The sequence below is a fragment of the Micromonospora citrea genome (genome assembly GCF_049629545.1).
In the GTDB taxonomy this organism is placed as follows: domain Bacteria; phylum Actinomycetota; class Actinomycetes; order Mycobacteriales; family Micromonosporaceae; genus Micromonospora; species Micromonospora citrea_A.
Genome location: NZ_JBNADX010000005.1, coordinates 144,466 through 157,124, shown reverse-complemented (window position 1 = coordinate 157,124; position 12,659 = coordinate 144,466). Strand labels below are relative to the sequence as shown.

Below are 12,659 nucleotides of genomic sequence, written 5' to 3'. Positions count from 1 at the left end.
TCAGCTGACCGGGCCGCCGAAGGCCTCGATACGGTCACCGTCAGCCAGCTTCACGATCGCCCGCTTGGTGGCCTTGCGCTGACCGAAGCCGGTCTTGGTGCGCTTGCGCTTGCCCTCGCGGTTGAGCGTGTTGACCGTCAGGACGCGGACGTTGAAGATCTGCTGGATAGCGATCTTGATCTCGGTCTTGTTGGCGTCCGGGTGCACCAGGAAGGTGTACCAGTTCCGGTTCAGCTCGCTGTAGCTCTTCTCCGAGACGACCGGCGCGACGATGATGTCCCGCGGGTCGGCGATCGTGCTCACTTGCCACCCTCCTCGGTGGTCTCGGCGGGAACGCCCAGGAACTCGTCCAGGGCCTCCTTGGTGAAGACCACATCGTCGGCCACCAGCACGTCGTACGTGTTGAGCTGGCCGGCCTCGATCAGGTGCACCCGCGGCTCGTTGCGCAGCGACACCCAGTTCAGCTCGTCGGTGCTGCTCAGCACGACGAGGACCCGACGGGCCTCGGTCAGCTTGGCCAGCGTGGCCAGAGCGGCCTTGGTCGACGGCTTCTCGCCCGAGACGAACGCCTCGACGACGTGCACCTGGCCGGCGCGGGCCCGGTCGGAGAGGGCGCCACGCAGGGCGGCGGCCTTCATCTTCTTCGGGGTCCGCTGGCTGTAGTCGCGCGGGACCGGGCCGTGCACCACGCCACCGCCGGCGAACTGCGGCGCGCGGATCGAGCCCTGGCGGGCACGACCGGTGCCCTTCTGCTTGTACGGCTTCTTGCCGCCACCGGCGACCTCGCCGCGGGTCTTGACCTTGTGCGTGCCCTGGCGGGCCGCCGCGAGCTGGGCCACCACGACCTGGTGCATCAGCGCGATGTTGGCCTGGACGTCGAAGATGTCGGCCGGCAGCTCGACGGAACCGCTCTTGGCGCCTTCGACGTTGCGGACGTCAACGGTGGTCACTTGGCCGCACCGCCCTTCTTCACCTTGGTCTTGGCCGCGGTACGAACCAGGACCAGCGCGCCCTTGGGGCCGGGGATGGCACCACGGACGAGCAGGAGGTTGTTCTCGGTGTCGACCGCCTGGACGGTCAGGTTCTGGACGGTGTAGCGCACGCCACCCATCCGACCGGCCATCCGGGTGCCCTTGAAGACGCGACCCGGGGTGGCGCACGCGCCGATGGAGCCCGGCGAGCGGTGCTTGCGCTCCACACCGTGGCTGGCGCGCAGACCGTGGAAGCCGTGCCGCTTCATCGGGCCGGCGTAGCCCTTGCCCTTGGTCTTTCCGGTGACGTCGATGACGACGCCGGCCGGGAACTCCTCGACCGTGACCTCCTGGCCCGGCGAGTAGTCCGCGGCGTCGACGGTGCGCAGCTCGACGATGTGCCGGCGCGGCGCGACGTCCGCCTTCGCGTAGTGCCCGCTGATCGGCTTCTTGACCTTGCGCGGGTCGATCGTGCCGTAGGCGAGCTGGATGGCGGAGTACCCGTCCTTCTCGGCGCTACGAACCTGGCTGACGACGCACGGGCCGGCCTGCACCACGGTCACGGGCACAACCTTGTTGTTGTCCCAGACCTGGGTCATGCCGAGCTTGGCGCCCAGGATCCCCTTGACTTGCCTGTCCATCTGTCCGGTCCCTACAGCTTGATCTCGATGTCGACGCCAGCCGGCAGGTCGAGGCGCATGAGCGAGTCGACCGTCTTCGGGGTCGGGTCGATGATGTCGATCAGCCGCTTGTGCGTGCGCATCTCGAAGTGCTCGCGCGAGTCCTTGTACTTGTGCGGCGAGCGGATAACGCAGAAACGGTTGATCTCCGTGGGCAGCGGCACCGGGCCTGCGACCTGCGCCCCGGTGCGCGTCACCGTCTCGACGATCTTCCGAGCCGAGGAGTCGACGACCTCGTGGTCATAGGCCTTGAGCCGGATGCGGATCTTCTGTCCCGCCATGGTGGCTTCTGTTCCTTCTCTCGATGCCGCTGTGTGCGGGGGCTGTACCGGCTGGTACAGGCCCACTTCGCCGACCCCCGCGGTCGGGCGTGTCGCGCCCTCGGACCAGGCTCCGCCCCGGGACTCCGGAGCGATTCTCCTGACCGTGCGGTGGGTCAAGGCGCCGATCGCATCACAGCGATCCGGACGCCGTGCGAGGGTGGTTGACCGCCAGGGGCGATCAACCACCCTACGCGCGACTGTTGGTCTTCCGGAGGTCCAGCGTTCACCGGACGCGGACGACTAACCGTCGTTACGCAACCTGACTAGTATGCCGCACGACCGGCGGCAACGCTAATCGGGGTTACCTAGCTCACTTGACGATCTTGGTGACGCGACCGGCGCCGACCGTACGACCGCCCTCGCGGATCGCGAACTTGAGGTTCTCCTCCATGGCGATCGGCTGGATCAGCTTCACGCTCATGGTGGTGTTGTCGCCCGGCATGACCATCTCGGTGCCCTCGGGCAGCGTGACGACGCCGGTGACGTCCGTGGTCCGGAAGTAGAACTGCGGACGGTAGTTCTGGAAGAACGGGGTGTGCCGGCCGCCCTCCTCCTTGGAGAGGATGTAGACCGTCGCCTCGAACTCCGTGTGCGGGGTCGTGGTGCCCGGCTTGACGACCACCATGCCGCGCTCGACGTCCTCGCGCTTGATGCCGCGCAGCAGCAGACCGACGTTCTCGCCCGCGCGGGCCTCGTCGAGCAGCTTGCGGAACATCTCGATGCCGGTGCAGGTGGTCTTCATCGACTTCTCGCGGATGCCGACGATCTCCACCTCCTCGTTCGGCTTGAGGATGCCGCGCTCCGCGCGACCGGTGACGACCGTGCCACGACCGGTGATCGTGAAGACGTCCTCGATCGGCATGAGGAACGGCTTCTCGGTCTCACGCTCCGGCTGCGGGATCGCGGTGTCGACGGCGTTCATCAGCTCCATCAGACGACCGGTCCACTCCGGGTCGCCCTCCAGGGCCTTGAGCGCCGAGACCCGGACGACCGGCAGGTCGTCACCCGGGTACTCCTGCGAGGAGAGCAGCTCGCGGACCTCGAGCTCGACGAGCTCCAGGAGCTCCTCGTCGTCGACCATGTCGCTCTTGTTGAGCGCCACGACGATGTACGGCACACCGACCTGACGGGCCAGCAGCACGTGCTCGCGGGTCTGCGGCATCGGGCCGTCGGTCGCCGCCACCACCAGGATCGCGCCGTCCATCTGCGCGGCACCGGTGATCATGTTCTTGATGTAGTCGGCGTGACCGGGGCAGTCGACGTGCGCGTAGTGACGCGCCTCGGTCTGGTACTCGACGTGCGCGATGGAGATCGTGATGCCGCGGGCCTTCTCCTCCGGCGCCTTGTCGATCTCGTCGAACGGCGTGTACGGGTTGAGGTCCGGGAACTGGTCGTGCAGGACCTTGGTGATGGCCGCCGTCAGCGTCGTCTTACCGTGGTCGATGTGACCAATGGTGCCGATGTTGACGTGCGGCTTAGTCCGCTCGAACTTCGCCTTCGCCACTGGTGTCCTCCTGTGGACTTCTTGGTTCGTTCGCCCCGGCGCGCCGATTGGCGCTTAGGACTCTGTCGACAGCCTTTCCGACCTGATGGCCGGAGAGCTTGGTGGGTTCTGCGGCGATGAAGCCTACAGGCCCGGATTCACACAACCCGACCGAGGTGGCCGCGGGCGGAAGGAAACCCTCCCGCGGCCGGCCCCGGATCACCGGATCAACTCAGGTGAGCGTCACTCACCCGTCGCCTTGGCGATGATCTCCTTCGCGACGCCCTGCGGGACCTCGGCGTAGGAGTCGAACTGCATGCTGTAGCTAGCCCGGCCCTGGGTCTTCGACCGCAGGTCGCCGACGTAGCCGAACATCTCCGACAACGGCACCAGGGCCCGGACGACGCGGGCGCCGCTGCGCTCCTCCATCGCCTGGATGATGCCACGGCGGGAGTTGAGGTCGCCGATGACGTCACCCATGTTCTCCTCAGGAGTGGTGACCTCAACGGCCATCATCGGCTCGAGCAGCGCGGGGTCGGCCTTGCGGGCCGCCTCCTTCATCGCCATCGAGCCGGCGATCTTGAACGCCATTTCCGACGAGTCGACCTCGTGGTACTGGCCGTCCACCAGGGTGAGCTTGACGCCCACCAGGGGGAAGCCGGCGAGGATGCCGTACTGCATGGCGTCCTGCGCGCCCGCGTCCACCGACGGGATGAACTCCCGCGGGATGCGGCCACCGGTGACGGCGTTGGCGAACTCGTAGGTCGGCGCGTCGTTGCCCAGCGGCAGCGGCTCCAGGCTGATGATCACCCGGGCGTACTGGCCGGAACCACCGGTCTGCTTCTTGTGGGTGTACTCGACCTTCTCCACCTTGCGGCGGATGGTCTCGCGGTACGCCACCTGCGGCTTACCGATGTTCGCCTCGACGTTGAACTCGCGGCGCATCCGGTCGACCAGGATGTCCAGGTGCAGCTCGCCCATGCCGGAGATGACCGTCTGACCGGTCTGGTCGTCCAGCTTGACGCGGAAGGTCGGGTCCTCCTCGGCCAGCCGCTGGATGGCGGTGCTGAGCTTCTCCTGGTCGGCCTTGGTCTTCGGCTCGATGGCCACCTCGATGACCGGCTCCGGGAAGGTCATCGACTCCAGGATGACCGGGTTCGCCGGGTCGCACAGGGTGTCACCGGTGGTGGTCTGCTTCAGACCCTGCACCGCGATGATGTCGCCGGCCTGGGCGGAGCTGCGCTCCTCCCGCTTGTTGGCGTGCATCTGGTAGATCTTGCCGATCCGCTCCTTGCGGTCCTTGGTGGAGTTGACCACCTGGGAGCCGGACTCGAGCGTGCCGGAGTAGATCCGCACGTAGGTGAGCTTACCGAGGTGCTTGTCCGTCTGGATCTTGAAGGCCAGGCCGGAGAACGGCTCCTTCACCGACGGCGTGCGCTGCATCGGGGTCTCGCCGTCGGTGGCCGTGCCCTCGATCGCCGGGATGTCCAGCGGCGACGGCAGGTACGCGACGACCGCGTCCAGCATCGGCTGGATGCCCTTGTTCTTGAAGGCGGTGCCGGTGAGGACCGGGTTGGCCTTGCCGGCGATGGTGGACCGACGGATGGCGGCCTTGACCTCCTCGACGGAGATCTCCTCGCCCTCCAGGTACTTCTCCATCACCGCGTCGTCGACGTCGGCCAGGGTCTCCATCAGCTTCTCGCGCCACTCGGCGGCGGAGTCGGCGAGGTCGGCCGGGATCTCCTCGACCGCGTAGTCCTCACCCTTCTGGGTCTCGCCGCGCCAGGTGAGCGCCCGCATCTCGACCAGGTCGACGACGCCGATGAAGTCGGACTCGGCGCCGATCGGGATCTGGAGCACCAGCGGGGTGGCGTTCAGCCGGTCGATCATCATCTGCACGCAGCGGAAGAAGTCGGCACCGGTCCGGTCGAGCTTGTTGACGAAGCACATCCGCGGGACGTTGTACTTGTCGGCCTGACGCCAGACGTTCTCCGTCTGCGGCTCCACGCCGGCGACACCGTCGTAGACCGCGACCGCACCGTCCAGAACCCGCAGCGACCGCTCGACCTCGACCGTGAAGTCGACGTGGCCGGGCGTGTCGATGATCTGGATCGTGTGGCCCTTCCACTCACACTTGGTGGCAGCGGAGGTGATGGTGATACCACGCTCCTGCTCCTGCTCCATCCAGTCCATGACGGCAGCGCCCTCGTGGACCTCACCGATCTTGTACGTGATACCGGTGTAGAACAGGATCCGCTCGGTGGTAGTGGTCTTACCGGCATCGATGTGCGCCATGATGCCGATGTTGCGTACGTTGGCGAGCGCGTCTGCGGCGGCCACTTCAATCCCTACTTATCGTCGTCTCGACACAACTGGTGGCGGTTCCGGCGCCGGTGCGGCGCCGGAACCAAGGTGTTACCAGCGGTAGTGCGCGAAGGCCTTGTTGGACTCGGCCATCTTGTGCGTGTCCTCGCGCCGCTTGACGGCGGCACCCAGACCGTTGCTCGCGTCCAGCAGCTCGTTCATCAGCCGCTCGATCATGGTCTTCTCACGCCGGGCGCGGGAGTAGCTGACCAGCCAGCGCAGACCGAGGGTGGTCGCCCGGGCCGGGCGGACCTCGACCGGCACCTGGTAGGTGGCGCCACCGACACGGCGGCTGCGCACCTCGAGGGTCGGCTTGACGTTGTCCATCGCGCGCTTGAGCGTCACGACCGGGTCGGTGCCGGTCTTCTCGCGGCAGCCCTCGAGGGCCGCGTACACGATGCGCTCGGCGAGCTGGCGCTTGCCGCGCAGCAGGATCTTGTTCACCAGCTGGGTGACCAACGGCGAGTTGTACACCGGGTCAGCGACCAGCGGCTTCCGCGGAGCGGGCCCCTTACGCGGCATGTCAGCTCTTCTCCTTCTTCGCGCCGTAACGGCTGCGCGCCTGCTTGCGGTTGCGGACACCCTGGGTGTCCAGCGAGCCGCGGACGATCTTGTAACGCACGCCGGGGAGGTCCTTCACACGACCGCCGCGGACGAGCACGATCGAGTGCTCCTGCAGGTTGTGACCCACGCCCGGGATGTAGGCGGTCACCTCGATCTGGCTGCTGAGCTTGACACGCGCGACCTTGCGGAGCGCCGAGTTCGGCTTCTTGGGGGTGGTGGTGTACACGCGGGTGCACACACCGCGCCGCTGGGGGGACCCCTTCAGCGCCGGGGTCTTGGTCTTGGTCGTCTTGGCCTGGCGGCCCTTTCGGACCAGCTGCTGGATGGTGGGCACCGGGTTTCTCCGCTCCCTTCGGCCGCTGCGAGGCGACCGCGCCGTCTGCTCGTCAGCCGCCCGTGATGGACGGCTCTCCTACATTCCAACCAGGGCCGCCTTGCGGAGGCCCCAGCACCCGCGGTCGGGCGTGTCGCCCAGCTCACGGTCCGGTGCCGTCGCTCACGCGTGCCACCGGATGTGTTCACCGGCGCACGGCGGACCGCGTGCCGGCTCTTCGACTGTGTCGTGCCGCCGCCTGATCGCCGGATGGACCGGATCCCGCGCACGCACGAGTTGCCCGGGCAGGCCCGGGCACAAGGGGAAAGAGTACCTACCACAGCCTCGCAGGTCAAAACGGAATGGTCCGGCGGATCTCAGATCCCGCCGGCCGCCTCGCCCGTCGTGCCTGCTCACCCGTGATGGGCACCGACGTGCTCAAGTGTACCGGCTACCCCGGCAGGCGGCCCGTCGGGCCCCGGCGCGACCGCCGTCAGGCGAGCTGGAGCAGCAGCGCCAGTCCCAGGCCCAGCAGGCTGAGCAGCAGCCCCACCGCGCCGCAGCTGATCCCCGCGACGGCGATCCCACTGCCGGTGAACCGGACGGCCGGTGGCGGCGCCGCCCGGCGGATCTGCCGGCGGGCGAGCAGGCCGGCGACGATCGCCGCGGCCCCGGCCAGCGAGCCCGGCACGGTGAACGCCCCGGCCGCCCAGGCGCCGCCCAACCGTGCTCCCCCGACCCCGAAGCAGATCACCACCAGGGAGACCAGGATCGACCCGATGCCGGCGACCAGCGAGCCGACCGCAGGGCCCGAGGTGACCGCCGGCACGTCGAGGTGGACCACGCCGAAGGGCGTGCCGGGGACCGGGTCGACCCGCTTCGGCGGTCGCGGCGTCTCCTGCGGCGGCGGAGGCAGCGGCCCCGGGCCGGGCGACGAAGCCGGCGGCCACCCGCCCGGCGGGCTCCCCCCGAGGTACGCCCCCGGCTGACCGGGGTACGCCCCGGACGGTGCGACCGGGAACGCCGGCCGGTACGGGCCCGACGGGACCGGCGGCGGGGCGTACCCGATCGGGGCGGCCTCCGGCGGCGCGCCGGCGCCACGGTCGGACCGGTCCCCGCCCGGGCCCGGAGCCGACCAGGGCGACCCGCCACTCCCCTGCCAGGGCGACACCGGCCCGGGCACCGGCGACCCCGCGACGGGCTGCCCCGGCCCGGGCGACACCGGCCCGGGCTGCGCCCACCCGGACGGCACGGGACCGGACGACGCCGGGCCCGGGGACACGGGGGCAGGCGGGACCGGCGCGGCAGGGCCCGGCGAGGCCGGCGACACGGGGCCCGGCGGGACCGGCCAGGCGGCACCGGGTGCGCCGGTCTCCGGGGACCCCGCGGGCCGGCCGCCGGGGTCGGCTCCCGACGGCGACGCCGGTTCCGTCACGTGGTCCTCCTGTCGAGAGAGTCAGGTCCACCGCCGCGCGACGGACACCGGCCAGGCTACCGCCGGTGTGCACGGCCGGTGGGGGGCGTGAGCGGTCGTCACCGGGATCAGTCGACGTTCGAGGAGAAGTCCTGACCGAAGGGGGCCTCGGCGTAGCGGACCACGCCGATCACCACGAGCGTCACCACCGCGACCGCGACCAGCGCCAGCCCCGTCCAGGCCAGCCGCTCACCGCGCCGCAGCCAGGCGGCGCCGGTGAGGTACCCGCCGGAGGCGTACGCCTCGCGCCGGGCCTGTCGGGCGAGCTGGAGCGCGACCGTCGCCGGCACCACGCCACCGACGAACAGCCCGGTCAACGCCCCGATCAGGCCCAGGGCGAAGACGGCGCGCGCCTTCGTCGCGGGTGCCGGGTCGGGGTCGAGCGGGTGGCGTGGCGGCAGGTGCGCCACGGGCAGCTGCCCGGGAGCGGTCGTCATGCCGTCCATCATGCCCGCACCCGGCCCGCGCCGGGCGGGACCGGGACGCGACGAGGCCCCCGGCGGGTGCCGGGGGCCTCGTCGGTGCCCTGCTTAGCGGTACGACCCGAAGTCGAAGTCGTCCAGCGGCACCGCCTGGCCGCTGGCCGGCCCGAAGCCGTAGTCGGTCTCCGGGTAGCCGGTCATCGAGTAGACCTTGGCCTTCGCCTCCTCGGTCGGCTCGACCCGGACGTTGCGGTACTTGCTGATGCCCGTACCGGCCGGGATGAGCTTACCGATGATCACGTTCTCCTTGAGGCCGACGAGCGAGTCGCTGCGCGAGTTGATCGCCGCGTCGGTCAGCACCCGGGTGGTCTCCTGGAAGGAGGCCGCCGAGAGCCAGGAGTCAGTGGCCAGCGAGGCCTTGGTGATACCCATCAGCACCGGGCGACCGGCGGCGGGCTCGCCACCCTCGGAGACGAGTCGGCGGTTCTCCGACTCGAACAGCGCCCGGTCGACCAGCACGCCCGGCAGGAACTCGGTCGAGCCGGAGTCGATGACCGTCACCCGCTTGAGCATCTGGCGGATGATGATCTCGATGTGCTTGTCGTGGATGAGCACACCCTGCGAGCGGTAGACCTCCTGGACCTCCTGGGTCAGGTGGACCTGGACCGCACGCGGGCCGAGGATGCGCAGCAGCTCGTGCGGGTCGATGGTGCCCTCGGTGAGCTTCTCGCCGACCTCGACGTGGTCCCCGTCGTGGGTCCGCAGCCGGACCCGCTTGGAGATCTTGTCGTAGACGATCTCGTCGGTGCCGTCGTCCGGCACCACGATGATCTTCCGGGACCGCTCGCCGTCCTCGATCCGGATCCGGCCCGGGGTGTCGGCGATGGGCGCCTTGCCCTTCGGCACCCGCGCCTCGAAGATTTCCGTGACACGGGGCAGGCCCTGGGTGATGTCCTCGCCCGCGACACCACCGGTGTGGAAGGTACGCATCGTCAGCTGGGTACCCGGCTCACCGATCGACTGGGCGGCGATGATGCCGACCGCCTCGCCGACGTCCACCGTCTTGCCGGTCGGCAGCGAGCGGCCGTAGCACGCACCGCAGACGCCCAGCTTCGACTCGCAGGTCAGGACGCTGCGCACGCGCACCGTCTCCACCCCGGCCGCGACGATCTTGTCGACCAGGATCGAGTTGAGGTCCGAACCCCGCTCGGCCACCACGGTGCCGTCCGGCCCCTTGATGTCGTCGGCCAGGGTACGGGCGTGCACGCTGGTCTCGACGTGCTCGTGCGCGACCATCCGGCCGTCCAGGCGCTGCCCGATCTGCATCGGGATCGCCCGGTCGGTGCCGCAGTCCTCCTCGCGGATGATGACGTCCTGCGAGACGTCCACCAGACGACGGGTCAGGTAACCCGAGTCGGCGGTCCGCAGCGCGGTGTCGGCGAGACCCTTACGGGCACCGTGCGTGGAGATGAAGTACTCCAGCACGGACAGACCCTCCCGGTACGAGGCCTTGATGGGCCGCGGGATGATCTCACCCTTCGGGTTGGCCACCAGACCACGGATCGCCGCGATCTGCCGGAGCTGGAGCAGGTTACCGCGGGCACCCGAGTTGATCATCTTCCACAGCGGGTTCTCCTGCGGCAGCGCGGTGTCCATCTCCTTGGCGACCTCGTTGGTCGCCTTGGTCCAGATCTCGATGAGCTCGCCGCGACGCTCCTCGGCGGTCATCAGACCACGCTGGTACTGCTTGTCGATCCGGTCGGCTTCCTTCTCGTACCGCTCCAGGATCTCCCGCTTGCGCGGCGGAGCGATGACGTCCTCCATGCCGATGGTGACGCCGGACCAGGTGGCCCAGTGGAAACCGGCCTCCTTGAGCCCGTCCAGGGTGGCGGCCAGCGCCACCTTGGGGAAGCGCTCGGCGAGGTCGTTGACGATCGCGGAGAGCTGGCCCTTGCGGATCTCGTAGTTCACGAAGCGGTAGCCCTGCGGCAGCGTCTCGTTGAACAGGACCCGCCCCAGCGTGGTCTCCACGGTCAGGGCCTCGCCCTCGACCCAACCCTCGGGCGCGACCCACGGCTCGGCGCCGGCGCCGTTGTCGACACCGACCACGCCGCGCAGGCGGATCCTGACCGGGGCCTGGAGGTGCAGCTCGCCGTTGTCGAAGGCCATCCGCGCCTCGGCGTCCGAGCTGAACGCCCGGCCCTCGCCCTCGCCACCCGGGGTGAGGTGGGTGAGGTGGTACAGGCCGATGACCATGTCCTGGGTGGGCATGGTGACCGGCTTGCCGTCGGCCGGCTTGAGGATGTTGTTCGACGAGAGCATCAGGATCCGCGCCTCGGCCTGGGCCTCGGCCGACAGCGGCACGTGCACCGCCATCTGGTCACCGTCGAAGTCCGCGTTGAACGCGGTGCAGACGAGCGGGTGGATCTGGATCGCCTTGCCCTCGACCAGCTGCGGCTCGAAGGCCTGGATGCCCAGCCGGTGCAGGGTCGGCGCACGGTTCAGCAGCACCGGGTGCTCGCCGATGACCTCTTCCAGCACGTCCCACACGACCGGCCGCTGCCGCTCGACCATCCGCTTGGCGGACTTGATGTTCTGCGCGTGGTTGAGGTCGACCAGCCGCTTCATGACGAACGGCTTGAACAGCTCCAGCGCCATCTGCTTGGGCAGGCCGCACTGGTGCAGCTTCAGCTTCGGGCCGACCACGATGACCGAACGGCCGGAGTAGTCGACGCGCTTGCCGAGCAGGTTCTGCCGGAACCGGCCCTGCTTGCCCTTGAGCATGTCGGAGAGCGACTTCAGCGGACGGTTGCCCGGACCGGTGACCGGCCGGCCGCGACGGCCGTTGTCGAACAGCGCGTCGACGGCCTCCTGGAGCATCCGCTTCTCGTTGTTGACGATGATCTCGGGTGCGCCGAGGTCGATCAGCCGCTTGAGGCGGTTGTTCCGGTTGATCACGCGGCGGTACAGGTCGTTGAGGTCGGAGGTCGCGAAGCGGCCACCGTCGAGCTGCACCATCGGACGCAGGTCCGGCGGAATGACCGGGACGCAGTCCAGCACCATGCCGAGCGGCGAGTTGCGGGTGTTCTGGAACGCCGCGACGACCTTGAGCCGCTTCAGGGCACGGATCTTGCGCTGCCCCTTGCCGGAGCGGATGGTCTCGCGCAGGCTCTCGGCCTCGGCGTCGAGGTCCATGTTCTGGACCAGCGCCTTGATGGCCTCGGCGCCCATGCCACCGGTGAAGTACTCGCCGAACCGGTCGCGCAGCTCGCGGTAGAGCAGCTCGTCGGTGACCAGCTGCTTCGGCTCCAGCTTGCGGAAGGTCTCCAGCACCTCGTCGAGACGGTCGATCTCGCGCTGGGCCCGGTCGCGGATCTGGCGCATCTCGCGCTCTCCGCCCTCCTTGACCTTGCGCCGGACGTCCGCCTTGGCACCCTCGGCCTCCAGCTCGGCCAGGTCGGCCTCGAGCTTGGCGGCCCGCTTCTCGATCTCCGAGTCGCGGCTGTTCTCGGACTGCCGCTTCTCGGCCAGGATCTCGTTCTCGATGGTCGAGAGGTCACGGTGACGCGACTCGGCGTCCACGCTGGTCACGACGTACGAGGCGAAGTAAATGATCTTTTCGAGGTCCTTGGGGGCGAGGTCCAGCAGGTAGCCCAGCCGGCTCGGCACGCCCTTGAAGTACCAGATGTGGGTCACCGGAGCGGCGAGCTCGATGTGCCCCATCCGCTCACGGCGGACCTTGGAGCGGGTCACCTCGACGCCGCAGCGCTCGCAGATGATGCCCTTGAAGCGGACCCGCTTGTACTTACCGCAGTAGCACTCCCAGTCCCGCTGCGGACCGAAGATCTTCTCGCAGAAGAGCCCGTCCTTTTCCGGCTTGAGGGTGCGGTAGTTGATCGTCTCAGGCTTCTTGACCTCACCGTGCGACCACTGACGGATGTCGTCGGCGGTGGCGAGGCCGATGCGCAGCTCGTCGAAGAAGTTGACGTCGAGCACTATGTCCCCTATGTCGTCGTCTGTACTGCTTAGCTAGTGGGTGGGGTCGGGAGCCGGCGAACCGGCCCC

11 protein-coding genes are annotated in these 12,659 nt (G+C 69.0%); all 11 read right to left on the bottom strand.

Going from position 1 to position 12,659, the window contains the following annotated elements; translation table 11 throughout:
* Positions 1–303: a 50S ribosomal protein L23 gene (gene rplW / locus ACPFP2_RS08570; RefSeq protein ID WP_073834931.1), complete on the bottom strand. Its 303-nt coding sequence runs from the start codon at positions 301–303 to the stop codon at positions 1–3.
* Positions 300–950 (bottom strand): 50S ribosomal protein L4, encoded by a 651-nt coding sequence (rplD, locus tag ACPFP2_RS08565; RefSeq protein WP_424087788.1) that lies wholly within the window; start codon positions 948–950, stop codon positions 300–302. The genes rplW and rplD overlap by 4 nt, the downstream gene beginning before the upstream one ends.
* Positions 947–1,612, bottom strand: coding sequence for a 50S ribosomal protein L3 (gene rplC, locus ACPFP2_RS08560; protein WP_424087787.1), 666 nt, complete (start codon positions 1,610–1,612; stop codon positions 947–949). Before rplC ends, rplD begins: the two co-directional genes overlap by 4 nt.
* 11 nt (positions 1,613–1,623) lie before the next feature.
* Positions 1,624–1,932 carry a 30S ribosomal protein S10 gene (rpsJ, locus tag ACPFP2_RS08555; RefSeq protein WP_007073037.1) on the bottom strand — a complete coding sequence of 103 codons (309 nt, stop codon included), beginning with the start codon at positions 1,930–1,932 and terminating at the stop codon, positions 1,624–1,626.
* A 352-nt stretch (positions 1,933–2,284) separates the two neighbouring features.
* On the bottom strand, positions 2,285–3,478 hold the full coding sequence (tuf, locus tag ACPFP2_RS08550) for an elongation factor Tu (RefSeq protein WP_424087786.1): 1,194 nt from the start codon (positions 3,476–3,478) through the stop codon (positions 2,285–2,287).
* Positions 3,479–3,700: 222 nt separating this feature from the next.
* Positions 3,701–5,797: an elongation factor G gene (gene fusA, locus ACPFP2_RS08545; protein WP_424087785.1), complete on the bottom strand. Its 2,097-nt coding sequence runs from the start codon at positions 5,795–5,797 to the stop codon at positions 3,701–3,703.
* Positions 5,798–5,872: 75 nt separating this feature from the next.
* The gene (gene rpsG, locus ACPFP2_RS08540; RefSeq protein ID WP_091290369.1) at positions 5,873–6,343 is read right to left on the bottom strand and encodes a 30S ribosomal protein S7; all 471 of its coding nucleotides are present in this window, start codon (positions 6,341–6,343) and stop codon (positions 5,873–5,875) included.
* Between the two features lies 1 nt (position 6,344).
* Positions 6,345–6,719 carry a 30S ribosomal protein S12 gene (gene rpsL / locus ACPFP2_RS08535; protein WP_007465318.1) on the bottom strand — a complete coding sequence of 125 codons (375 nt, stop codon included), beginning with the start codon at positions 6,717–6,719 and terminating at the stop codon, positions 6,345–6,347.
* A 472-nt stretch (positions 6,720–7,191) separates the two neighbouring features.
* Positions 7,192–7,614: a hypothetical protein gene (locus ACPFP2_RS08530; RefSeq protein WP_424088021.1), complete on the bottom strand. Its 423-nt coding sequence runs from the start codon at positions 7,612–7,614 to the stop codon at positions 7,192–7,194.
* 626 nt (positions 7,615–8,240) lie between these two features.
* Positions 8,241–8,609, bottom strand: coding sequence for a hypothetical protein (locus ACPFP2_RS08525; RefSeq protein ID WP_424087784.1), 369 nt, complete (start codon positions 8,607–8,609; stop codon positions 8,241–8,243).
* Between the two features lie 93 nt (positions 8,610–8,702).
* The gene (locus ACPFP2_RS08520; RefSeq protein ID WP_424087783.1) at positions 8,703–12,590 is read right to left on the bottom strand and encodes a DNA-directed RNA polymerase subunit beta'; all 3,888 of its coding nucleotides are present in this window, start codon (positions 12,588–12,590) and stop codon (positions 8,703–8,705) included.
* Positions 12,591–12,659 lie beyond the last annotated feature (69 nt).